Source organism: Terribacillus saccharophilus (assembly GCF_002272745.1).
GTDB classification, from domain to species: domain Bacteria; phylum Bacillota; class Bacilli; order Bacillales; family Amphibacillaceae; genus Terribacillus; species Terribacillus saccharophilus_B.
On the sequence record NZ_NPBD01000011.1, the window covers coordinates 30,216 to 54,019 of the forward strand.

25 protein-coding genes, 2 pseudogenes and 1 other annotated feature are annotated in these 23,804 nt (G+C 40.1%); of the genes and pseudogenes, 21 read left to right on the forward strand and 6 right to left on the reverse strand.

From position 1 onward, the window contains the following. The first annotated feature begins 52 nt into the window (after positions 1-52). The 11 genes and pseudogenes from CHH58_RS12840 to CHH58_RS12890 all read left to right on the forward strand — a co-directional run bounded on the left by CHH58_RS12840 (position 53) and on the right by CHH58_RS12890 (position 10,473). A complete protein-coding gene (locus tag CHH58_RS12840; protein WP_095230857.1) occupies positions 53-1,279 on the forward strand; it encodes an MFS transporter in 1,227 nt (408 codons plus the stop codon). 13 nt (positions 1,280-1,292) lie between these two features. Next, positions 1,293-2,765 carry a glycoside hydrolase family 32 protein gene (locus CHH58_RS12845; RefSeq protein WP_095262626.1) on the forward strand — a complete coding sequence of 491 codons (1,473 nt, stop codon included), beginning with the start codon at positions 1,293-1,295 and terminating at the stop codon, positions 2,763-2,765. Between the two features lie 242 nt (positions 2,766-3,007). Continuing rightward, positions 3,008-4,189: a YhgE/Pip domain-containing protein gene (locus CHH58_RS12850; protein WP_095230859.1), complete on the forward strand. Its 1,182-nt coding sequence runs from the start codon at positions 3,008-3,010 to the stop codon at positions 4,187-4,189. A 42-nt stretch (positions 4,190-4,231) separates the two neighbouring features. Then, positions 4,232-4,771 (forward strand): PadR family transcriptional regulator, encoded by a 540-nt coding sequence (locus CHH58_RS12855; protein WP_095230860.1) that lies wholly within the window; start codon positions 4,232-4,234, stop codon positions 4,769-4,771. 311 nt (positions 4,772-5,082) lie between these two features. After that, entirely contained in the window at positions 5,083-6,363 is a 1,281-nt protein-coding gene (locus CHH58_RS12860; protein WP_095262627.1) for a M20/M25/M40 family metallo-hydrolase, read from the forward strand. Then, the gene (locus tag CHH58_RS12865; RefSeq protein ID WP_095233282.1) at positions 6,347-7,177 is read left to right on the forward strand and encodes a DUF3100 domain-containing protein; all 831 of its coding nucleotides are present in this window, start codon (positions 6,347-6,349) and stop codon (positions 7,175-7,177) included. Before CHH58_RS12860 ends, CHH58_RS12865 begins: the two co-directional genes overlap by 17 nt. Beyond that, on the forward strand, positions 7,158-7,643 hold the full coding sequence (locus CHH58_RS12870; protein WP_095260927.1) for a hypothetical protein: 486 nt from the start codon (positions 7,158-7,160) through the stop codon (positions 7,641-7,643). The genes CHH58_RS12865 and CHH58_RS12870 overlap by 20 nt, the downstream gene beginning before the upstream one ends. A gap of 127 nt (positions 7,644-7,770) precedes the next feature. Further along, positions 7,771-8,211 (forward strand): annotated as a pseudogene (locus tag CHH58_RS18665) (SRPBCC family protein). Between the two features lie 232 nt (positions 8,212-8,443). Beyond that, on the forward strand, positions 8,444-8,890 hold the full coding sequence (locus CHH58_RS12880) for a DinB family protein (protein WP_095230864.1): 447 nt from the start codon (positions 8,444-8,446) through the stop codon (positions 8,888-8,890). A 30-nt stretch (positions 8,891-8,920) separates the two neighbouring features. Beyond that, the gene (locus tag CHH58_RS12885) at positions 8,921-9,289 is read left to right on the forward strand and encodes a VOC family protein (protein ID WP_095230865.1); all 369 of its coding nucleotides are present in this window, start codon (positions 8,921-8,923) and stop codon (positions 9,287-9,289) included. A gap of 155 nt (positions 9,290-9,444) precedes the next feature. Continuing rightward, positions 9,445-10,473 carry a DUF2332 domain-containing protein gene (locus CHH58_RS12890; RefSeq protein ID WP_095262659.1) on the forward strand — a complete coding sequence of 343 codons (1,029 nt, stop codon included), beginning with the start codon at positions 9,445-9,447 and terminating at the stop codon, positions 10,471-10,473. A gap of 46 nt (positions 10,474-10,519) precedes the next feature. Here the strand turns inward: CHH58_RS12890 and CHH58_RS12895 are convergent, their stop codons facing one another. Both CHH58_RS12895 and CHH58_RS12900 read right to left on the reverse strand, forming a co-directional pair. Next, entirely contained in the window at positions 10,520-11,689 is a 1,170-nt protein-coding gene (locus tag CHH58_RS12895; RefSeq protein ID WP_249275131.1) for a serine hydrolase domain-containing protein, read from the reverse strand. Positions 11,690-11,739: 50 nt separating this feature from the next. After that, positions 11,740-11,988, reverse strand: a pseudogene (locus tag CHH58_RS12900) (PadR family transcriptional regulator); the annotation flags it as partial. Positions 11,989-12,156: 168 nt separating this feature from the next. On the opposite strand from CHH58_RS12900, the gene CHH58_RS12905 reads away from it, so the two are divergent. The 4 genes from CHH58_RS12905 to CHH58_RS12920 all read left to right on the forward strand — a co-directional run bounded on the left by CHH58_RS12905 (position 12,157) and on the right by CHH58_RS12920 (position 15,069). Further along, entirely contained in the window at positions 12,157-12,630 is a 474-nt protein-coding gene (locus CHH58_RS12905) for a GNAT family N-acetyltransferase (protein ID WP_095262630.1), read from the forward strand. Between the two features lie 140 nt (positions 12,631-12,770). Further along, the gene (locus tag CHH58_RS12910; protein ID WP_095262631.1) at positions 12,771-13,631 is read left to right on the forward strand and encodes an SDR family oxidoreductase; all 861 of its coding nucleotides are present in this window, start codon (positions 12,771-12,773) and stop codon (positions 13,629-13,631) included. Positions 13,632-13,746: 115 nt separating this feature from the next. Further along, positions 13,747-14,253 carry a DUF3231 family protein gene (locus tag CHH58_RS12915; RefSeq protein WP_095233288.1) on the forward strand — a complete coding sequence of 169 codons (507 nt, stop codon included), beginning with the start codon at positions 13,747-13,749 and terminating at the stop codon, positions 14,251-14,253. Positions 14,254-14,430: 177 nt separating this feature from the next. After that, entirely contained in the window at positions 14,431-15,069 is a 639-nt protein-coding gene (locus tag CHH58_RS12920) for an FMN-dependent NADH-azoreductase (protein ID WP_095230869.1), read from the forward strand. 51 nt (positions 15,070-15,120) lie between these two features. Here CHH58_RS12920 and CHH58_RS12925 read toward each other — a convergent pair whose 3' ends face one another. Beyond that, positions 15,121-15,489 carry a winged helix-turn-helix transcriptional regulator gene (locus tag CHH58_RS12925; RefSeq protein ID WP_095230870.1) on the reverse strand — a complete coding sequence of 123 codons (369 nt, stop codon included), beginning with the start codon at positions 15,487-15,489 and terminating at the stop codon, positions 15,121-15,123. Between the two features lie 118 nt (positions 15,490-15,607). Here CHH58_RS12925 and CHH58_RS12930 point away from each other — a divergent pair, with 118 nt between their 5' ends. Together CHH58_RS12930 and CHH58_RS12935 are read left to right on the forward strand one after the other, a co-directional pair. After that, positions 15,608-16,678 (forward strand): LLM class flavin-dependent oxidoreductase, encoded by a 1,071-nt coding sequence (locus tag CHH58_RS12930; RefSeq protein ID WP_095230871.1) that lies wholly within the window; start codon positions 15,608-15,610, stop codon positions 16,676-16,678. After that, positions 16,675-17,241 (forward strand): NADPH-dependent FMN reductase, encoded by a 567-nt coding sequence (locus CHH58_RS12935; RefSeq protein WP_095230872.1) that lies wholly within the window; start codon positions 16,675-16,677, stop codon positions 17,239-17,241. The genes CHH58_RS12930 and CHH58_RS12935 overlap by 4 nt, the downstream gene beginning before the upstream one ends. Before the next feature lie 15 nt (positions 17,242-17,256). Here the strand turns inward: CHH58_RS12935 and CHH58_RS12940 are convergent, their stop codons facing one another. Both CHH58_RS12940 and CHH58_RS18445 read right to left on the reverse strand, forming a co-directional pair. Further along, a complete protein-coding gene (locus CHH58_RS12940) occupies positions 17,257-17,799 on the reverse strand; it encodes a hypothetical protein (protein ID WP_095262632.1) in 543 nt (180 codons plus the stop codon). Between the two features lie 515 nt (positions 17,800-18,314). After that, a complete protein-coding gene (locus tag CHH58_RS18445; RefSeq protein WP_170937625.1) occupies positions 18,315-18,482 on the reverse strand; it encodes a hypothetical protein in 168 nt (55 codons plus the stop codon). A 129-nt stretch (positions 18,483-18,611) separates the two neighbouring features. Here CHH58_RS18445 and CHH58_RS12945 point away from each other — a divergent pair, with 129 nt between their 5' ends. The 3 genes from CHH58_RS12945 (at position 18,612) to CHH58_RS12955 (ending at position 22,226) form a co-directional block, all read left to right on the forward strand. Continuing rightward, positions 18,612-18,800 (forward strand): hypothetical protein, encoded by a 189-nt coding sequence (locus CHH58_RS12945; protein ID WP_038558421.1) that lies wholly within the window; start codon positions 18,612-18,614, stop codon positions 18,798-18,800. A gap of 266 nt (positions 18,801-19,066) precedes the next feature. Next, positions 19,067-19,292, forward strand: a binding site (T-box leader). Between the two features lie 74 nt (positions 19,293-19,366). Next, complete coding sequence (locus CHH58_RS12950; protein WP_095230874.1) at positions 19,367-20,713, forward strand: amino acid permease; 1,347 nt, start codon at positions 19,367-19,369, stop codon at positions 20,711-20,713. A gap of 148 nt (positions 20,714-20,861) precedes the next feature. Continuing rightward, positions 20,862-22,226: an amino acid permease gene (locus CHH58_RS12955; protein ID WP_095262633.1), complete on the forward strand. Its 1,365-nt coding sequence runs from the start codon at positions 20,862-20,864 to the stop codon at positions 22,224-22,226. A 54-nt stretch (positions 22,227-22,280) separates the two neighbouring features. On the opposite strand, the gene CHH58_RS12960 is transcribed toward CHH58_RS12955, so the two are convergent. Next, on the reverse strand, positions 22,281-22,877 hold the full coding sequence (locus CHH58_RS12960) for a TetR/AcrR family transcriptional regulator (RefSeq protein ID WP_095230882.1): 597 nt from the start codon (positions 22,875-22,877) through the stop codon (positions 22,281-22,283). 139 nt (positions 22,878-23,016) lie between these two features. On the opposite strand from CHH58_RS12960, the gene CHH58_RS12965 reads away from it, so the two are divergent. Beyond that, entirely contained in the window at positions 23,017-23,787 is a 771-nt protein-coding gene (locus CHH58_RS12965; RefSeq protein ID WP_095262634.1) for an SDR family NAD(P)-dependent oxidoreductase, read from the forward strand. Positions 23,788-23,804: the final 17 nt, after the last annotated feature.

The window sequence follows — 23,804 nt, forward strand, 5'->3', positions numbered from 1 at the left end:
TAAATTTGAAAACGTTTTCTTTTTACTGAAGTCCTTAAAGGAGGAGCAGGAAATGGAAAAATCAAAGAAACTTTATTGGAAGTTAAGTGCATACTTTTTCTTTTTCTTTTTCACATGGTCAGCCAGTTATTCTTTGTTTGCTATCTGGTTAGGGCAAGAGATTAATTTAAGCGGGGCAGAGACAGGCATGATCTTTTCTGTAAACGCTATCTTTGCCTTATGCATACAACCTCTTTATGGTTACATTTCTGACAAGATTGGTTTAAAGAAAAACATCTTATTTTTTATCAGTATATTACTAGTTTTTACTGGACCTTTTTATATTTATGTCTACGGTCCATTGCTGCAATATAATGCATTCTTGGGAGCTATAATTGGAGGATTATACCTAGGAGTAGCTTTCCTCGCAGGCATAGGCGCAATTGAAACGTATATCGAAAAAATCAGCAGAAAGTACGGATTCGAATACGGAAAGTCAAGAATGTGGGGGTCTTTGGGATGGGCGGCAGCTACATTTTTTGCGGGACAGCTATTCAATATTAATCCGAATATTAATTTTTGGGTCGCATCAGTTTCAGCAGTAGTTTTAGTAGGTATCATCCTTTCGATAAGGATAGAAATGACCAATGAAGAAGTAGTGAGTGCGAAGTCAGTAAGTTTAAAAGATGTAGGAGAATTGTTTCTTCTAAAAGATTTTTGGTTCTTTATCTTATACGTGGTTGGTGTGACGTGCGTATACAGCGTTTATGACCAGCAATTTCCCGTATATTATTCGTCTTTATTTCCCACTGAGGCCACTGGAAATCAGGTGTTTGGGTATCTGAACTCTTTTCAAGTGTTTTTAGAAGCTGGGATGATGTTCCTTGCGCCATTTGTTGTTAATAAGCTTGGTGCTAAAAATAGTTTGATTTTAGCAGGATTTTTGATGGCTTTCAGAATCATTGGTTCCGGGATGGCATTTGAGCCGATCGGTATATCAGCAATGAAATTAATTCATGCATTAGAGCTGCCGATTATGTTAATCGCTATTTTTAAATATCTTGCCGCAAACTTTGATACTCGATTATCTTCTGTATTGTATCTTGTAGGCTTTCAGTTTGCGTCACAAGTGGGAGCTTCTATTTTATCGCCGATAGCAGGAAATCTATATGATACTATCGGTTTTCGCCAAACATACATCATCATAGGTTTACTGGTGCTTTGTTTCACTGTAATTTCCATGTTTACACTCTTAAATTCAAAAACCAAAAATAAAAACATAATAGAAAAAGTGATCTAGGAGGAAATACAAAATGCTAACACAGAAAAAAAAACAGCAGGCTGAGGCTGCACTGCAATCTGCGAAAGAGAATATGACCACACGATTCCGGCTTGGCTATCACATCATGGCTCCGGCGAATTGGATTAATGATCCTAACGGACTAATTTATTTCAACAATGAATATCATGTATTTTATCAGCATCATCCGTATGATGAGAATTGGGGCCCGATGCATTGGGGGCACGTCAAGAGCAAAGATTTAGTTCATTGGGTGCACCTACCTATAGCGCTGGTGCCAGGAGATGAATGTGACCGTGATGGCTGTTTCTCAGGGTCTGCAGTTGATAATGATGGGGAATTGACTCTAATTTATACGGGGCACCATTATATAGATAAGGAAAATGATATCTTTTATCAGAATCAAAATATTGCAACCAGCGAAGATGGAATTACTTTTAAGAAATCGAAATTTAATCCGGTTATATCTATTCCGCCGGTGGATAGCAGCCATCACTTTCGAGATCCTAAAGTATGGAAGTATCGTGATTCGTGGTATATGATAATCGGAAATGCTTCTAAAACAGAGAGAGGCCGGGTAATTCTCTATAAATCTTCCGACTTATATGATTGGGAATATGTAGGGGTAGTGGCGGAAAGTGACGGAACCCAAGGTTATATGTGGGAATGTCCTGACTTTTTTGAGCTGAATGGAAAGCAAGTATTGTTAGTTTCGCCGCAAGGAATGAAAGCAGATGGAAACAAGTATCGTAATCTATTTCAGACTGGTTACTTTATCGGAGATTATGATTACGAAGGAAATACTTATAATCATGGAACATTTACAGAGTTGGACAATGGTCATGATTTTTATGCAGTGCAGACTTTTCTAGATGCGCAGGGAAGACGTATTGCAATCGGCTGGATGGATATGTGGGAATCCCTTATGTCAACTAAGGAAGACGGGTGGTGTGGAGCACTAACAATGCCAAGGGTACTTACTTTAACAGAAGATAACAAAATTCACATGAATCCACCGGATGAGATGGATCTTTTGAGGGAATCAAAAACGGAAGCCTTTAAAGATAAGATAATTGGTGAAAGTCATTTAATAGAAACAAAAGAAAAATTAATTGAGTTCCAAATAGAACTTGATTTAAAAAACACAAATGCAGAGACAGCAGGAATTAAGATACGTGGGCAAAAAGATGAACAAACTGTATTATCATTTGAAAAGAGTACAGGGATATTTACGCTTGACTGTTCCCGGTCAGGTAAACGTGATGATGGAATTAGACGTACACAACTTTATACAGATGAAGTCCTATCGTTAAGAGTGTTTGTTGATCGATCATCTATTGAGGTTTTTATAAATGAAGGTCAGGCGACCATGACGAGTCGCATTTATCCGGAAAATGAAATGCTTGGTGTGGAAGTGTTTGCTGAAAATGGCACTGCTAAGATAAATGATTTTAATCTGTGGAAACTAAAAGATATATGGAAATGAATTTAGAAAGTGTATTCGTTAAAAAACGAGTGCACTTTTTTATTTGTGGTTTTTAAAAAGTGATTCATGTGACATTTATGTGAAGGAGGTAGTATTTCACCATTAACAACCTGAACAAGAGCAAATTCCAATTGACTTTAGAGAGAAAGTGAAATAAAATGTTAATTACTCTAACAAAAGTACTCTAATTTGAGTACTTTGAATAAAATAAATTACTCTCTTACTTAAGGAAGGATGCAAATATGAAATATACACAGTTCTTAAAATCTAAAGGGGCTATCGGAGCTATTTTCATGGGGATTCTATATGCCATCTTTATGCTCGGGATATTCTTGCCCGGTTATTCAGCAATACCAGGAAACGTGGATCAACTAAAAGTTGCCATCATAAATGATGATGCTGGAGAAGTTGGTGCTACAATTGCAGATCAGCTGACAGAAAAGCTGCCTTTTAAAGATATCGAAACTGATTTGACGAATGAACAAGCATTAGATGATTTGGATAAAAATGATCTGGCTTTAGTTGTGCATATCCCGGAGAATTTCTCCGAAAATATACAAAGCGGAGAAGCTTCCTCTAGTATCGACTTTACGATTAATGAAGCAGGTGCAACGACTGTCTCTTCTACAATGAGCTCAGTGGTTGGGCAAATTAACAACCAATTGAGTGCCCAGTTCTCGCAGCAGACTGCTGAAGGTGTATTGATGAACTTCAACGTACCGAAAGATCAAGCTGCAGCATTAAGCAATCAAATTGAAACAGCTTATCAAGGTAACGTTGTAACCATCAACGAAATGCCAGATGGCATGAACAACAACATGCTGCCTATGTTCTTAACAATGGCTGGTTATGTCGGAGCCATGATTGGTGCAATGCAATTAGTAGGTGCATTCAAAGAAAGCCAAGGAAAGGCAAGCAGAACTCGTCTATTCCTATATGTCCAATTGACTGCATTGTTAATAGCAGTATTTGCTGGTTTGGTTGCGACAGGAATCGTCTACCTAGTAAATGATCCAAGCGGTGATTTGTACTTTGGTATGTTAGGTCAGCAAATCTTGAACTATATGGTGTGCTTCAACTTCACAGCAATCTTCATCTTCTTGCTTGGTCAAGCTGGTATGATTCTAAACTTGCCAATTCTGTTGATGCAAACACTAGCAAATGGTGCTACGATGTCTCGTGATATGATGTATGCTCCATATGAATGGATGAGTCATATCTCTCCAATGTATTACTCTGTTCAAGCATACTTTGCTAATTTGTTCGGAAGCACAAGCCCAAGTCCCTTTATCTGGTCAATGGTTGCGGTAGGTGCTGCTGCAATGCTCATTAACATTATCATTGTTGCTTTCGTTCATAAGCCTAAGGCGGCAGAAGGCGGAAATAGCAGCGAAGAAGCTGAAGCTATTAAAGTAACAGTTTAAATTTGATATAATAAGATCATTCTGCTTGAGGGAGCACAGAGAATGTCCATTCAAATTTTCATACTCAGCAAACTGATGGAGGATAATAATTATCCTTATAAACTAAAAAAACAGCTATCCGAGCCTATCCCATTAGATAAGCTTGGCGGGCTGACAGAAAGCAAGCTTTACTATCATTTCGATTCCTTAGCTAAGCAAGGATTAATTGAAGCAGTGGAAATCATTAAAGAAGAACATCGCCCCGATAAGCAAGTGTTTCAGATAACAGCAAAGGGTCGCGAAGAGCTGCCGAAAAAGATCTATAAAGTCATGAAAAATGCAGATAAGATTAGCGACATGGTCGTTTGCTTAGCTAATATTAAATATGTTGATCGTGATAAAGTAGTCAGTATACTAGAAGATAAGCTAGAAAGAATTACGGATCGCTGGGAGCAAATCAAAACCTTCGATAAGCTTGTGCAAAAGGATGAAGATAAAGAAAAATTCATTGATTTTATGAGTGGCTATGTAACAACAAGAACGGAACATACCATTCATTGGTTGGAAGAGTTAATCAAGCGAGTTAAACAAGGAGATTTTTAAAGTATTCTTTAGATACACCGTAGAAGCCAGGGCTTTTGCGGTGTATTTTTTTGTGTGAAAACGAGTTAAGAAATCAATAGTTGTAAGAGATGGAACATCAATCGAATAATACTCGTAAGCACTCTGAGTTCCACCTGTGCTTAAACTAAATAAAACCAAAAAACCGAACTATCGAGAGATTTTATTTAATGAAATCTCTCGATAGTTCGGTTTTTTGCATAGTAAATCACATTTTCTCTATTGACTTTACATAATATGAATAGTTTAATTAATCTTAATTGTTAAAATATTTAGTGGGTGGAGGCGGATTTTTGTCCAGTACATATTACGAGGAAATTAAGAAGCTTGGTGAATCTATTTACGAGAACCCGGAATTAGGCTTCAAAGAGGAACATACGAAACAGGCAGTCATTGATTACTTAAAGAAATGTAATCCAGAGTGTGCTATTCAAGAATTCAGCACGACTGGTCTTCGAACGACTCTCGGAGAAGGGAAGCCTATCCATATTGCTTTTTTGGCTGAATTGGATGCTGTTTATGCACCGTCACATTTCCGAGCAAACCCAGAAACAGGAGCTGCTCATAATTGCGGACATTACACGCAGGTGGCCATTGCACTTTCCCTTTATCGTCAGTTAGTCGAATCAAAGGCATATGAACAATTTGATTATACAATCAGTTTTATTTTTGTTCCTGCAGAGGAATATCTGGATCTTGCTTTTCGTGATGAGCTGATGCAGAAAGGAGTCATTTCACATTATGGCGGAAAACCGGAAGCAATGAAGCTTGGTGTGTTCGATGATATTGATGTGAGTATCTGTGTGCATGCAATGGGTGGGAAATTTGCGAAACGGACAATCGAAATTGATTGTGATTTGGCGGGCTTCCTATATAAGCGCTACACTTTTAAAGGTAAGTCGACACATGCTGGGTTTGACCCATTTTCTTCGGTTAACGCCTACAATATTTCTACGTTGTTTCACACGGCAATCAGTCTTGGCCGACAGCAGCTGGACGAAAAGGAAAAAGTCCGTCTAAACCCAATTGTGATGGAATCGGATATGTCGACAAATGTCATACCAAATCACATAAAAGTAGGAACTGATTTACGCACATTATCGACACCGTATATGCAAACTGTCGCAAGACGATTGGATGCTGCGGCACAAGGCAGTGCGATGGCCCTCCAGGGTGAAGTAAACATTGATACGCAAATGGGTTATCTACCGTTTCAGCAGGATCGTTATTTATCCACGTTTGTGAAAGCAGTTTATGAAGAAGTGGAACAAATCGAGGATATTTGTGAAGATAACAGCATCAGTGCAGCTGGTGATATTGGGGATTTGTCCTATATGATGCCTTGTATCCAAATTGGCTACAGTGGGTTTACAGGTACGATTCATGGTGATGATTTCATCGATGTCGATCCGGAATATATCTATGATATCTTTCCGAAATTCCTGTTTCAGGTGCTAGGCAAGATGAATGGCAAGATTGATAGAAGCAAGCTGTATAAAAGGTCTTACGCGGAATATCTCGAGTTGATTCAATCTATCTTAGAACAAAAGGAGGGGCATGGAATTGAAGCGTAATTATGTAATTTTACTTGTCTTCGCACTTATTGTTATCACTGCAGCAGAAATGATCGGGACACAATCTCTATCATTCGGGGCATTTTCTGTTTCTCTACTGCCTCTTGCTTTTGCTATTTTAATTACAATGATTCTTGGCTTGCCATTTGTTCGTAAGGGATTCATCAAGAAAATATATAGCAAGGTGAATGTGCAATTCTCCAGCAAGTATCTCATTTTTATCATGTTGCCGCTAATGGCGAGATATGGTGCCGATGTTGCACCGCAGCTAAAGGAAATCCTTAATGTCGGGTGGGTATTCATTGCCCAGGAACTCGGAAATCTCGGAACTGTGTTATTGGGTTTGCCAGTGGCACTGCTTATCGGATTGCGTCGAGAAGCGATTGGAGCAACGCTTGGTCTTGGCCGAGAAGGAGAGCTCGCATATATATCTGAGAAGTATACACTTGAATCAAAGGAAGGGCAGGGAGTACTGTCCCTTTATATTATCGGTACACTTTTCGGTACCATTTTCTTCAGCTTGATTGCACCGATAATGCTTGATATCGGTTTCCGTGTAGAAGCATTGGCAATGGCATCAGGGGTAGGCTCAGCGAGCATGATGACCGCTTCATCCGCTACATTAATAGAGCGAGTTCCAGAAATGGAGAGCACCATCCTTGGCTATGCCGCAGCCAGTCAGCTGCTCACCAGTTTCCTAGGGACTTTCACGATGGTATTCCTAGCCGTTCCGTTGCAGCGTTTCTTGTACAACAAACTGACAAAAACGAAAAAACAACCGGAGGTGCCAGCAGATGTCCGTGCAGCTGAATAAATATTTTAAATATGGACTAGTCATCCTCCTTAGTACGGCTCTGATTCTATTTACGCAGCAAATCAAGCTGTTGAAAGATCCTGCATCTACACCAGTAGAATGGATGACAATCATGGGTTTATTAACTCTATGGCTATTCTCGATGATTGGTGTGCTGTTATCTGATTTGATGAAAAAAACGCCAATAAAGATACTGCAGGAATTTCCAATGCTTGGCTGGGTCGCAGTTACGTCCCTTGTTCTATGCATGTGCTTTGATTTCTTTGTAGAGGCAATTGGTTATGTGGACTTTCTTGCTATTACAACACCTATCTTAACTTTTGCAGGAATCTCGGTAGTGGATCGATTAGTGGATTTGCGCAAAACTTCCTGGAAAGTCGGTATTGTAGCAGTGTTTGTCTTTACAGGAACATATGTCGGCAGTGCCCTATTGTCAGAGTTAGGACTGTTTTTGGCCAATAAATGAGCTGGGGATAACCTCCAGCTTTTTTATTATGCTTGAAGAATGAGATAGGAGCTCTTTTGACATGCTATCAGCGTATCTCTAGAAGGATATAATGGAAGAAATAAAATGCGAAGGCGAGTTGGTTTTAATGGATACCCAAGTAACTTCGAAAATGAAAATATAAGCCAGCTAGTGTGGTATATGATCCTATAGTAGATCCCGTTAAGATAGGCAACTTCTGGTTTTCGTCGAGTTCCGAAGTATGGAAGGAAGGCACGACTGTTACATTAAAATATGATGAATACAATGCAGAAGTAACTATAGAAGTTCTGGAAGTCGAAGAAGATAGGAAAATCGTTTTTTATGGGGAGAAGAATCCAATGAAAAAACAGTTGTTACCATTACACTGAAAGAATTGGATGATACAAGTTCAGTCATTGAAGTGGTTGAATCAGGGTTTAAGGAAGGCGACCCTGATATAGTAAGAAAGATGCTAGGACAAAAAGAAGGCTGGGTATATACGTTAACTTGTTTGAAGGGTTATTTGGAAAATGACATTAGTAGTCTGAGAGCCTCATTAATTCATTAATATAACTTTTTGTTTTTAAGGCTGCCGGAAAATTTCGACAGCTTTTATTTATTATCCTAAACGAAAGAGCGACAAAAAGAATACGACCTTTTCCATTTAAGCAATTGTTTCTTTTTCCTTGGAAAACTCCATCAGCTCTAGTTTATTTCCGAAGAGATCTACCAATGTCTCATCCTTTCCAAATAATGTTTATGTTGATAGAATATTCTTTATAAATTCATAGGTACCCTTCATGGAAGGAGTTGTTTTCATATTTACTTATCGAAATGATGTCAGAAAGATTCTAATTCCTTATTTGCAGAAACTCTCTCCGCAGCAATGGAATGCCGATGCCTACCATAATACTATTTCCTGGGTAATCGAACATATGGCTCAAACGGAGGATTATTGGGTATTTCAGATTGGACTGAGTGAAGAAAGCAGATTATCGGGAAGTGATCAGAATCCGTTAGAACAGTATCTCCAAATCAGGAAAGAAACTGATCAAGTTCTGCAATCTTTACAAGCAAATGACTGGGACAAGCTGGTAGATGTTCCTGACTTCTCAGATGGATGGAAACCCCCATCTGAACCGACGATACGCTGGCTGTTCCATCATGTCTATTCTCATGAAGCGTATCATGCTGGTCAGATTGGAGTTATTGCCAAGTTGAATGGATTCAAGGGACCATTGTTCTGATAGTACAAAAAATATGTGGTGGTGATTAGTATGTTTCATACTGAACTGTTCGTACATAAGCTATCTGCATCTATTGTTTTCTATCGTTGTTTGTTTGGAAAAGCTTGTGTGGATTATAACGAGAAAAGAGCAGTCTTTAAGGATGAAGATGGCACTTCACTTTTGCTGACAGATGAATCTGTGCTAGGTAGTAATCACTATTTTGCCGCTATGGCAGAATCCAAGAAAGGAAAGGGCGTAGAACTGATTCTCCCTGTAAACGACGTGGAATTGGTATTTAACAAGATAAATCGTATATATCCAGACTTTATTGAATCTGCAATTGCTTCTCAGCCATGGGGGAAACTTGATTTTCGCATAGTGGATCCTGATGGATATTATGTTCGGGTAACCTCGTAAGTTTCATAGAATAGAAAGGGATCTTTTAATGGGAAGCATTACTATTATTGAGCAAAGAGCGTATATTAATATGCTCTTTTTTTATGAGAGGGTTTTAGAGTGAGAGAGTAGAAGAGAAGTGTATGAAGAAACCAAAGAAGAAAGGGAGAGGTAGAATGAAAAGCCATGAAGACATTGCAAAAACATTTATTGATTTTTCAGAGAACGAATGTCAAGGTTCCAGTCCTCTTTATGTTGCATTAGCAAGGGGCGTATCAAGTGATATGGAATTATTAGAGTTATGTCAATATGCACGTTCTGGTCAACCTATCCCTAACCTATTTTTTGGATCTGTGCACTATCTTTTATTGAAAGGTAAGAATCATCCTTTAAAGGAATACTACGCCAGCATAGTCAATCAACCTAAAAATCCAAAGAAAGCCTATCCTAAATTCAAAGAGTTTTGTCTTTGTTATAAAGATGAAATAACATATTTGTTAAAGGTGAGACTTGTCCAAACCAATGAGGTAAGGCGTTGTGGTTATCTTTATCCAGTTTTCTCTGCAATTTATGAGAATATCAATAAGCCGCTGGCATTGATTGAAATCGGAACTAGTGCAGGCTTCCAGTTGCTATGGGATCATTATGCATACTCATATGGTAATAACAAATGGTATGGTAACAACGATTCAAAGTTAAGAATCGTAGTAGGTGTAAATGGTGATAAGTTTCCTGAGATGACTAATCAATCCCCAAAAGTAGGTTTGCGAATAGGGTTCGATTTGAATATCGTAAATTTACATGATGAAGAGGAAAAATTATGGCTCAGATCACTCATCTGGCCGGAGCATGAGGACAGAGTAGTGATATTCAAACAAGCAACAGAGTATGTGCTGCAGAATAAGTTGACCTTAATAGAGGGCGATGGGTTGGAATTATTAGATCACTATGTAGAGGATATCCCATCGACTCAAACAATTTGCATCTACCATACGCATGTTGCGAATCAAATGTCCATTGAAGATAAGAAGTATTTGCTACGAAAGGTCGAATTGATTGGGGAAACAAGAGATGTTTATCATATCTACAATAATATCCAAGATGATAAGCTTCATTTGGATTATTATGAAAATGGTAAAGGACATTTTGCTACGATAGCAGAGACAGAAAGTCACGGCAGATATTTCACATGGCTTATGAACTAAAAATTAAAGTAAGAGCACACAATTTGTGCTCTTTACTTTTAGAGTACTAGTTAGTGGCTCTGCGAAAATAGTTCAGGAAACAAAGCATGCCGCTTATTGCTAGTAATAGTACAGTTATTACTGTCAGGAAGGCGATATCCGGAGCGAATGCTGAGATGCTGTGCCATGGTGACTGCATAGTATAGATCAAAAAAGGTATTAGAATTGCTCCAATCATTAAAGAGAGGACGCCTATCATTAGCATAGTCTTTCTCTTCTTGAGCTTCTTCCTTTTTACTATCAAGATAATAGTCCAGCGAAAGAGTCCAGTTACAATAAGACCTAATATCAATTGTGAGGTTGGAAAGTAACTAGGTATTTTCTCAGGCTCATTGCCATGCATGATGTCAATAATACCTTGTTTGAGTAAAGGCAAGGAGGATTCTTCAAGAATGTGATTCTTATTGGTTAGAATGACAGCTCCCCAATCTTCTTCTGGGATATAAAACAATTCTGCATGTGCATCAGGAGTGGATCCAGAATGCCAAACGATGTCTTTTCCTGAATCAAGCTTCGTGTGCCGAAGTCCATAACCGTAATAGTCTTCGGATTTTCTCTCGTAAAGTCTTTCTGTGTATCTATTTAAAACAGATGTTTCAAAAGTATCATTACGTCTGCCAGAAAGTAATAAGATGAGTTGGCTCATATCTTCCGCGCTGGATGTGATGGTGCTGTATGGAGCACCGCTGTTGTCATATGGGAGTTTACTTTTAGCAGGAAAGCCGAACCAGGATTGATACCCTGTGTGATAACCAGTACGATTGGCCATATCCACATCAGCTGCGGTATGTGTCATTTGTAACGGAAAGAAAATTTGCTTTTCCATATAATCCGCAAATTTCTGAGCTGAAATTTCTTCTATGATCGCTCCCAGAATTAAATAATTAGCAGCACTATATTGATGAACGAAACCTGGATCATGTGTGAGTGATATACTGGACAGCTTTTGAACGATTGTCTTTAGTTCAATTTGTTCTTCAATACCTAAATCAGCGATTTTTAACCCGTCATAGCTGCTTATGCCGCTTGTATGTGTCAGCAAATGCTGTATAGTTATCTTGCTTTCAGCTCCATTGAGCTGCAACGACGGAAGGTAATTACTTATAGGATCATCAAGAGTAAGCTTTTTTTCATCGACTAATTTTGCGATTGCAAGACCAGTGAAAGATTTACTGATGGAACCTAGAGCAAAGGGTGTTTTTGGGGTAACATTATCTTCATCTTCGCCAGTGGCCCTTGGTGATTTATCGTGTAGTAGATACGCGCTTTACCGCTATCGGTAATTTCACTGCTGACAACAACCCATTGCTGTTCCTTCAATTTATTAAGAATAGGGTAAATGCTGCTTACTCCTTTCAGCTTTAAATCGTATTTCTCCAATTCTTTCATAATTTCATATCCATAGCTTTTTTTCTTCTTTAAAATCGATAATACACACATTTCTAAGTGACCTTTGAGTAAACTTGTTTTGTTCATGATATAAGATTAATTCAGTTATATACTTCAATCAAGTATATAATTGTAAATTTAATACAAATAACTTTACCGAATTCCGCTTTTTATTCTTATTATTCGAAATTCTTGCGCATTTTTGCTTTACAGTTTAAATTTAGTTCATCAAATTTACTGAAAGGGGGAAACAATATGAAACTAATTCGCTTTCAAGAAACACATGCAAGCTTGGTTGATGCCTATGTACTATCAGAAGAACAGCTTCGTTTTACTGCACATCCATCCAAAAGTATCCCCTTATGTAAGGCGGAACCGAATCGTCATGCTATCTTAGGTATAGAAAATGATCGCCTTGTAGTTTATTTCGCTTTGCATGAACAGGAAGGCGTACAGCCATATTCAGATAATCTCAAAGCAATACTGCTACGCACTTTATCCACTGAATATCATGAACTCGGAAAAGCTGCAATGCAACGGCTACCCGAATTTGTACAGCTTCAATTTCCGCACATAGATGAGATAGTACTTGCGGTGAATGTCGCAAATGAATTTGCTCGTAAGCTTTATACGAAGTTTGGTTATCAGGATACGGGCCGTCGGGTTATGGGTTCGAAAGGGATGCTTATTGTGATGAGCTATCCATTAGAGGTTCCAGTCAAAAGATAAAACATTTATATTATGAAATACTATAAGTTTACACGTGTTTTTCTTGTTCTTATAAGTCCTACCGTTTGACAAAAGACCAACTGGTAACTATATTGATTACAAGTAACGTAATTAATTACATGAAATTGGGGGCAATATATATGAAACTTTTAGTAACTGGAGCTACCGGAAATCTCGGAAGCAAAACTTTAAAAAAACTACTTGAAACAGTTCCTGCTGAAAATGTAGCGGTAAGTGTTCGTAATCCAGAAAAAGCTGAAGACTTGCAAGCGCAAGGAGTAGAGGTGCGGCAGGGGGATTTTGATCAGCCTGATTCTTTGGATAAAGCATTTGCTGGGGTCGATCGTCTATTGCTTATTTCTGCAGATGGAGATAATGACACGCGAATTCGCCAGCATACCCAAGCAGTGAAAGCAGCTGCTAAGGCCAATGTAAAATTTATTGCTTATACAAGCGTTGTAAATGCGCAGGAAAGTGAGTTGTTCCTGGCTCCGACGCATAAAGCTACAGAGCAAGCGATCATGGACACAGGAATTCCTTACGCATTCCTTCGCAATAACTGGTATTTTGAAAATGAAGCTTCAAGTATTGAAGGGGTGCTTGCAGGAGCGCCGTGGGTGACGTCTGCAGAAGAAGGGAAAGTCGGCTGGGCACTGCAGCAGGATTATGCAGAAGCTGCGGCAGCTGTATTGGCAGGTGAAGGGCATGAGAATAAAATCTATGAACTGTCAGGACCACTCCTTACTCAAGCAGAAATTGCAAAAGAAGTAGGCGATGTCCTTGGTAAGGAAGTACAAGTCCAGCAAGTGGACGATCAGACTTATGCAGGAATCATGAAAGAAGCAGGTGTCCCTGAATTTCTTCTACCTATGCTTGTTGATATCCAAAAAGGAATCCGTGAGGGTGCTTTGGAAGTAGCGAGTGATGATTTCGAAAAATTGCTTGGCAGACAAGTGACGCCACTTCGTAAAGGAATTGAACAGATAAAGGAACAAGCGTAGAAAAGCTGGCCTAAGGGCCGGCTTTTTTTGTACATAATTTTTCCTGAATTGGCTCATCCTAATATCTGTGCAAGGGAAAGGCGGCACAAGTATGAACTTGTTTAGGAGGATGACAATGGGAATTTTGAGCGGAAACCCGCAGGATGAGCCGTTGCATTATGGAGAAGTATATGGTCTGTGGACGTTTGTTTTGACAGGTAATAAGATGATTGCAAATCATCAGATGCTGTTGAATCATGTTGGTGATGATGATCTGAAGAAATTGATCGGCGAAGCAATTGATGGCGCACAGGCAGAGGTTAAGCAAGTATCGGAAATACTGAAGGCTAATGGTATTGCATTACCTCCTGCTGCTCCGGAACCCCCGAAAGTAGATCTAGAATCTATCCCAGTCGGAGCACGCTTTATTGATCCTGATGTTGCAGCTACAGCTTCTGCAGCTACAGCGGCTGGTCTTGTCAGCTGCAGTACGATGATGGGTCAGTCTATCAGAGAAGATGTTGGCATGATGTTCGGACAGTTCCATACAAACAAAGCGATGTTAGGTGCGAAATTCCTGAAGCTTTTGAAGGAAAAAGGCTGGCTGATTCCGCCGCCATTGCATCAAAATAAAGAAGATTAAGATGAAGAAGCAGCCTGGATAGGCTGTTTTTTTGTTGTACCTTCCCAATAGTATCCTAAAAGATACTATGCCACTTTTAAGTGCGTACTTGTTGTAGTGTCTAAAAAACTTGATAATAGATAACAGGGGATTTAGGGGAATACGATCCTGAATGAGGAATAATGGAGGTTTTACAGAATGAACGTATTAGTTGTCAAAGCAAATAACCGCCCGGCTTCCGAGGCGATTTCTAGCAAAATGTATGAGTCTTTCATGCAAGAAATTGAAGGTGCAGAAAATCTTTCTGTTACTACTTATGATGTATTCGCAGAGGATACACCTTATTTCGGCCAAGAGTTGTTCGATGCATTCGGTAAAGTACAAACTGGTGCTGAACTAAACGATACTGAGCAGCGTCTATTGGCTGCAAAACAAAAAGCGATGGATCTTCTTACAGCAGCTGATGTAGTAGTATTCGCGTTCCCACTTTGGAACTTGACTATTCCTGCTAAATTGCAAACATTCATCGACTACGTTTATGCTGCAGGATTTGCATTCAAATATGATGCAGAAGGCAACATGATCCAATTGATGACTGACAAAAAAGCAATCTTCCTAAATGCACGCGGCGGCGTATACTCTGCACCAGAAGCTGCACCAATGGAAATGGCTGTTAACTACATGCGTAATGTATTCGGCGGTATCTTCGGAATGGAAATCATCGATGAAGTAATCATCGAAGGTCATAATGCTTCTCCTAGCGAAGCAGCTTCAATCGTAGAAGCTGGTCTTGCACAAGTGAAAGAAGCAGCTGCACGTTTGAAAACTTTAGCATAATACAAAAAAAGATGAACTGGCGACAGTTCATCTTTTTTTGTATTTATTTATTTATTTAGCTTCTGCTTGATTATGTTTCTTCGATTGCTTGTGAATCGTATGTTTGGCTCCCCATTCATGCATCGCATGCAAGATTGGTTCAAGGCTTCTGCCGTATTCTGTAACGCTGTATTCGACTTTCGGAGGAACCTGCGCGTATACCTTACGCTCAATGATATCCTCTTCCTCTAATTCACGAAGCTGGTTTGTAAGCATCTTCTGCGTGATACCGGGTAAACTGCGCTTCAGTTCATTAAAGCGCTGCGTGCCACTGTTTAGCAGATGTAGAAGGATGACCGGTTTCCATTTTCCTACAAGAATACCAAGCGCATCCGTCACTTTACACATTTCCGGTTGTATTTCTACAGGTAGATCTTTCATTTTATATCCCCCATCCACAGTATCCTTTTCTATACTATACCACTTTGAAGTGCGTACTTTCCAATAAGAGTTCTTTGGAGGATAATGGTTGTACGATAAAGCTTAGGGAGACAGGACTATGGAAAAATACCGCATTGACCCAAGTAAGGGTATGGAATTTGGAATATATACATTAGGAGACCACTTGGCTGACCCGCGAACAGGCGAACGTATCTCTGCCAAAGAAAGAATCCAACAGATGGTTCGGCTCGCCGAGCTTGCAGACCAGGCTGGCATCGATTTCTTCAGTGTTGGTGAAAGCCATCAACCTTACTTTGCATCGCAGGCTCATGCTGTTATACTGGCAGCAATTGCGCAAGCTACGGAAAAAATCAAAATCGGCAGTTCCTCGACAATCCTTAGTACATCAGATCCTGTACGTGTGTATGAGAACTTTGCAACGCTCGACTTGATATCCAATGGACGCGCAGAAATTATCGCCGGCCGTGCATCACGTGTTGGGCTGTTTGAATTGCTTGGATACGATCTTCAAAACTATGAGGCGCTTTTCGAAGAGAAGTTCGATTTGCTTCTTCAACTAAATGAGGACGAAGTCGTCAATTGGAGCGGTGAATTCCGCAGACCTTTGCGAAATGCAGAAGTACTGCCTCGTCCAGTCAATGGCTCTCTGCCTATTTGGCGTGCTGTTGGCGGAACACCTGCCAGCGCAATCAAAGCAGGTTATGCTGGTGTGCCAATGACATTGGCAATGCTTGGCGGACCGGCAAGCGTGTTCAAACAGACAATTGATACTTACCGGGAAGCGTTGGCAGCGCGTGGATTCGATCCAACTCAGCTGCCAGTAGCAACGACAGGATTCTTCTATGCAGCGGAGACGACTCAGGAAGCGTTACGCGATTATTATCCGCACATTAATGAAGGTATGAAAAAGACGAATGGACAAGGATTCCCGAAACAATTATTCGCACAAGGTGCCGATCACCGAAGCATCATCAATGTCGGCAGCTCACAGCAAATCATTGAGAAAATTCTCTATCAGCACGAGCAATTTGGACATCAGCGTTATTTAGCTCAGCTTGACTTCGGGGGTGTACCTTTCGAGAAAATGGCGCGGAACATCGAGTATATTGGCACTGAAATTTTGCCGGCTATTAAGAAATATACAAAGCAGGGAGGCGCTGAGCAATGAAAGTGGTAGGTATATCCGGCTCGATTGTCGGATCAAAGACAAAGACAGCAATGTCGCTTCTTTGGGAAGAGATGAGTAAGGCTTATCCTAATGCAGAACACGTGCTATTGGACTTAGCGGACTATCAACTGCAATTCAGCGATGGAAGAAACTACTTGGATTACACTGGTGATACGGCATATGTCACCGAGCAAATCATGCAAGCAGACATTCTGTTTATCGGTACACCAATCTTCCAAGCGTCCATTCCCGGCACATTGAAAAATGTATTCGACCTGCTGCCAACACAGGCATTACGCGATAAAGTCGCAGCTATCATAGTCACTGCTGGCTCAGCAAGACATTTCTTAGTGGCAGAGCAGCAGCTAAAACCGATTCTTTCGTATATGAAAGCTCATCTTGTATCGTCGTACGTATTTGCAGAAGAGAAGGATTTTCTGAACGGAAAAATCATCAATGATGATGTGCACTTCCGATTGCAAAGACTTATTGAAGATGCCTTCGACTTGGCGGAAGCACAAGCTTCCATACGAACGAAAAAAGAAGCAGAATATGATTTTTAAAATGAGAAGGCTCCCTTATTGGGAGCCTTCTGCGTATTCGTCGATAATCGTACCATCTTCATACACACGATAGATGCCTGCAGTTCCAGAGCCGCCATTTTCTATCATGGATTTGGACTTCAGAACCAAAGTATAGTAGTTACCGGTTCCATCCATTGTAACCTCTCCACCGGCTGTCAAATCAAACTCAAGATCTTCATTTGCTGTAATACCAAGATTATTGGAAAGCAATGCCACTGCTTCGTCTGAACTGCCAACTGCTTTAAGATCCTGGATCTGCTGAGCCATTTCCTCTTCGGTAGTTTTCGTGCCTTCAGCACCTGTTTCAGCTTCATTATCCTGGTCTGTTTCTAGGTCTTTTGCAGCTGCTGTTTCTTCCTCAGCTTCAACTTCATTTGTTATTGCCGGTTGTTCTTTATGTTGCATTTGATTTTCCTTAGTATGTAGTTCTGCTTCTGGGGTCGTTGCTTGGGCTGTCTTTTCCATATTACTGCAGCCTGCAGCGAGCAGCAAAAGAAAAACAAGATATGTAATAATAAGATTGCTTTGTCGTTTCAAAAAAGGTCCTCCTAATTACTTACAATGTTTAAGTTCACTGTAACATAAATGGAAGGATCAACCAATATTGTTAAGTTTAATTAATCCGTAATAGAGAGTCTTTCTAGTGAATTAATTGGAAGTTACAAGAAAATAACGCGAGTAAAGAATGGACGCACCGCCTGGATCACCTTTCTTAAAAGTATGTAAGATGGAGATACATTTCATTTTAAGCACCACATTGCATCATCCTTCCGCTATATACTTGTCTTACTAATATTGTAAGCGGTTTGACAATTTGTTTATAGAGGCTTAATTTGTAGTTCTTTGAAAGAAAGAGTCGAATAATAGAAATGATGTTGTTGGAAGAATCCTTAGAAAGATAGTAGAGAGAAACTGGTTTCGGGGGCAAACAGGTTTTAAGATGGTTGCTTTGTCCAAAGAAAAAATCCAGCATCAGCGCTGGAAGTAACTTTGCGAATAAGGCTCGGATATATTTTTGGAGCTTATAACATGGAACTTATAATGCCTGAAAACTAAGACTTCGATTTTTTATTCGGCACCAAGTAGGCTCCAGCTCCAAGCAAAAGAGCCCCAAAAATAGCCATACTCACACCGACAAATGTATTTGTTAGAGATAAGAAAATACCGCCAATCAGGATAAAGATTCCAACAAGATGCAAAAATATGTACTTTTCCATCATAATCTCCCTCTTAAGCAAAAATGCTATGTGTTAAGATTACTAAATAGTTTGACAATAAGCAAATAAACGTTTAACTAAGCCAATGAAGGGAAAAGGACTTATGAGATAAAATTGAAGGAGGCACTATTCGTGCAGGAAAAGTTTGATGTAGAATTTACGTTCATTGGTGGAGAGAAATACACATTCACAGATTATCAGTCTGGATCTTATGTTCACGTTGTCAACGAGATTAAGGCAAGCGAAAACGGCTGGTTCGGTGTAGCTGGAGAAGTAGTTAATCTTGCGAATGTGACGAATGCAAAAGTAATCGAAAAATAAGGGCAAAATGGGAGCATCTATCACAGATAGGTGCTTTTTTGTTGCGTGGTTACAGAGCTAAGTGTGTATTGGACAGAGGTAATACTCGTAAACAAATCGTGTTAAATGAAATTTTACTGAAAATTAGAAAATCGGGTCTGTATGAAGCTGAGTTCAGTTTATTAGGCATGGTAAAGCTTCCAGTCAATTAATTTGTAAGAAATGTTGACAAACTATCCTGCTGCGATTATAGTTATGAATAATTCTAAATTGACCGAAATATTTTAACAAAAGCGACGAATGGGAGTAGTAGTAGGATAGGCATAGCAATAGAGAGCTGCGGGTTGGTGAAACGCAGACTATGTCTACCTTCGAACTCACCCTGGAGCAGCAGAACTGATAGATTTATTCTTTAGGTTTTGACGAGTGACCTTCGTTACAAGGTGAAGAGTGGGTTTTTATAAAACCAACGAGAGTGGTACCGCGGAAGTGAAGAAGCCTTCCGTCTCTTTTCCATCCTAGATGGAGATGAGACGGAAGGCTTTTTTCTTTGGAGAAATGCTAGAGAACAACAAGGAGGCAACATCATGAAGAAGGATCAACATGGATTAAAACGAACAATGACAGCACGCCATATTATGATGATGGCGTTGGGCGGGGCAATCGGGGCCGGCTTGTTCAAAGGTTCAAGCTCCGCTGTCGATATGGCTGGACCATCTGTCATTCTTGCTTATTTAATTGGAGGCATTATTCTATTATTCGTCATGCAAGGTCTTGCCGAAATGGCAGTACAAAATAAGGAAGCAAGAACATTCCGTGATTTGGTCCAGAATAGTATCGGAAAGTTTCCGGCATTCTTCTTGGATTGGATTTATTGGAAGATGTGGGTATTGAACATTGCTGCAGAAGCTGTCGTTGCAGCTATCTTCCTGCAATACTGGCTGCCTGATTATCCGGTATGGCTTTTGACGCTAATTGTTGCAGTGCTTGTGACAGCTGTCAATCTTTTCTCCGTAAAAGCATTCGCTGAGACAGAATACTGGCTGGCATTAATCAAGATAAGTGTTATTATTCTATTCATTCTTGCTGGTGTTGTCCTGTTGCTTGTTTCATTCGGAGATCATACAGCTCCTGGATTCAGCAATTTAACAGCACATGGCGGATTTTTCCCAAATGGTGCCGGAGGACTGGTTACAGCAATGCTTGTCGTTATCTATTCCTATGGAGGAACAGAAATCATTGGTGTAACGTTGGCAGAAACGAAAAATCCGGAAAAGGTTGTACCAAAGGCTGTACGCAGCACACTGACTCGAATCATTGCATTCTACCTGTTTCCGTTCTTCATTATTGTGAGCCTTATTCCATGGAATGAAGTGAACAGTTCGGCAGTAAGTCCATTTGTACTTGTCTTCCAGCTTATCGGAATTCCGGGAGCAGACCATGTCATGAACGCAGTCATTTTACTGGCGATTATTTCGTCCATGAATTCAGGTCTTTATGGCTCATCACGCGTGCTTTATACGCAAGCACTCGACGGCAGAATCTCGAAACGGTTTGCTTGGCTGTCAAAAAGACAAGTGCCGGTAGTCGCTATACTTGTTTGTACATCCTTCTTATATGTAGGCGTGCTTATTTCCTTGTTTATAGGAAGTAAGACATTTGATTATTTAATGGGATCTCTTGGTTACACGGTTCTGTTCATTTGGCTGATCATTGCTTTTGCCCATTTGAAATCACGGAAAGTTCAGCCTGATAAAGGCACATATTACGTCAAAGCATTTCCGGTAACGACATGGCTTGCAATCATTGCTTTACTGCTCATACTCATAGGAGTAATCTGGACAACATCTATAGTTATAACAGGAGTGACGTTAACAATATATTTGGTTATTATAGGAGCATTCTTTATCAAGAAGCGCAAAAATAGGCTATAATCCTTACCTGTAAAGTTAAGTTTTAGAAAAATTTGATTATTGCACCCCTCTTTCTGTTCGGATACTATATACTAGTATACTTATTTTGAGTCAGGGCTTTACTACACATATTTCCATGCTCGAAATGAAGGAAGAGGGGAGCATATATATGGCTGAAGAAAAGTTAGCCAGAGGGTTGAAAAACAGGCACGTCCAATTGATTGCGATTGGCGGAGCGATTGGTACAGGATTATTCCTTGGTGCCGGAAAATCAATTCACCTGACTGGACCATCCATTCTATTTGCATATTTAATTACCGGTATTTTCTGTTTTCTTATCATGCGAGCGTTAGGGGAGATTCTATTAAGTAATCTTGGATATGGATCCTTTGTGGACTTTATCGGTGATTACTTTGGTGATCGAGCTGCCTTCGTTACGGGATGGACCTATTGGTTCTGCTGGATATCGATTGCGATGGCAGATTTGACTGCAGTGGGAATCTACACACAATTCTGGTTCCCGGGAGTACCGCAGTGGATGCCAGGGTTGGTTGCACTTGTGATTTTACTCATTATGAACCTAGCGACAGTAAAGCTGTTCGGTGAGATGGAATTCTGGTTCGCTTTAATAAAGATTGTTGCAATCTTGGCATTGATTGTTGTTGGTGTCTTCATGATTCTCCGCGGTTTCTCGACAGATGCTGGACCATCCAGCTTTGCGAACCTTTGGGATCATGGCGGTTTCTTCCCGAATGGCATTCACGGATTTATTCTATCGTTCCAAATGGTTGTCTTCGCCTTTGTCGGAATTGAACTTGTCGGTCTGACAGCGGGAGAAACAGAAGATCCGGAAAAAGTCATTCCAAGGGCAATCAATAATATTCCGATTCGGATTCTTGTATTCTACATTGGTGCACTCATCGTTATCATGAGTATCTATCCATGGGATGCCATCAATCCTGCGGAAAGTCCGTTTGTCCAAGTATTTACAGCAGTTGGAATCGTCGCAGCTGCAGGTATCGTCAATTTCGTCGTTTTGACATCAGCAGCATCAGCTTGTAACAGTGCGGTCTTTAGTACAAGCCGTATGGTTTATAGTTTAGCCAAGGAAGACCACGCACCGCAGCCATTCAAGAAGCTGAATTTGCGTAAAGTACCGAAGAACGCATTGTTCTTCTCCATAATCGTCATATTAATTGCGGTTATTCTGAATTATGTTATACCTGAAGGTGTATTTACCTTAATTACTAGCATTTCGACAGTCTGTTTTATCTTCATCTGGGGTATTACAGTTCTAGCCCACTTGAAATATCGTAAGACACGTCCAGAGCTAGCAAAGAAAAGCAAATTCAAAATGCCGTTATCACCGATATCCAACTATCTAATCCTAGCATTTCTGGCATTCGTTATCGTAGTACTAGCATTAGCTGAAGATACACGTATTGCCTTGTTTGTCACACCTATATGGTTCATTATTTTGTTGGTTGTTTATCAGGTTCGTGTAAAAGCGAAGAATAATGCAGCAAGTAATTGATTAGAAAAAGCCCTCTTTTGGAGGGCTTTTTTATTTATGCTTTTAAGCGAATAATTAATGCCTGATCATAACACTCTCGGTATGAAACCTGAAAATATGCAGCAGCTGTTCTGCCATGAAGGGAGCAGGTTTATCGAACCCTTTTTGAATCCATTCAACAATCAATCCAATTATGCCATGAATGCGATACGTACAGAACAGTTCAAGATCTATTTCTGCATCAATTTGACGAAAATAAAAAGCATAGTCTCTTCGGAAAAGATAATGAAGCTGATCTGTCATCTTTTCTTTAAAAAAATTGTCCGAAGTGCTACCAAGCATTAGCTGGTAGAATGCTTTATTTTCCAGGAAGTGATCAAACAGAACAATAGATTCTGCTGGCAGGCTCCGAAAGTCTACCATTCCTAACTGCTCGTAAGGTTTTCGGAAAGCTATGGTCATCTCATCAAGCATATCCTCAAAAAGTTCATCCAGCAGATCTTCTTTCTTTTCATAATGGGTATAGAAGGATCCCCTGCTGACACCAGCTTCTTCGGTTATTTCAGAAATATGGATTTTATGCAGTGTTTTCTTTGCCATCAGTTTCATTAAAGCTTCTTTTAACGCCTGCTGGGTTCTTTCTACTCGTTTGTCAGGATAGGTAATGCTCACATGTTTCTCCTCACTTTTATTGAACAGTTCGGTTTTTCTTGTTCAAAATAACTTTCTATCTCTATTATCGCATATTTTCGCAACAAAAGGATTCCTCTATGATAGAAATGTAAGCGTAGAACATAAGGGGGAAGAAACAGTGACATTTCCAGTTTTAGAAGGTAAGGTAGCAATCGTGACTGGCGCAGCAATGGGGATGGGTCTAGCTACTGCGAAACTATTTGCCGAAGCTAAAGCAAAAGTTGTTGTAGCAGACTTCAATGAAGAAAAAGGTAAAGCTGCAGTGGAAGAAATTGAAGCAGCTGGCGGAACAGCTTTCTTCGTGAAAGTAGATGTATCTGATTCAGCACAAGTAAAACAGATGGTAGAAAAAACAGTAGAAAAGTTCGGACGTCTGGATGCTGCTATTAATAACGCAGCTCTTACACCGGATAATGCGCCAGCAGCAGAATTCGATGAAGCGTACTGGAACCGTTTGATTTCGGTCGATCTAACAGGTACAGCGCTTTGTATGAAATATGAATTACAGCAAATGATCAAGCAGGGAGAAGGCGGCAGTATCGTAAACATCTCTTCTGTCAGCGGCTTCCGTCCACAGCCTAATAACATCGCATACGTTGCAGCTAAGCATGGCGTTGTAGGTATGACCAAGGTTGCAGCTCTTGAAAACGGTCCGATGAACATTCGTGTAAACACAGTCGCTCCTGGAGCAATTGATACACCGATGCTTAGAGGTTCCCTGGAAGAAACGGGCCAGACAGAAGAAGAATTCGCACCGATGCTAAGCCTTCTTGGCAGATTTGGTCAGCCAGAAGAGATTGCTCAAGCAAGCCTATGGTTAGCGTCTGATCAATCTTCTTATGTGACTGGTACGACTATTCATGCTGATGCAGGTTATACAAGCAGATAACGAGTTTAGCACCCATT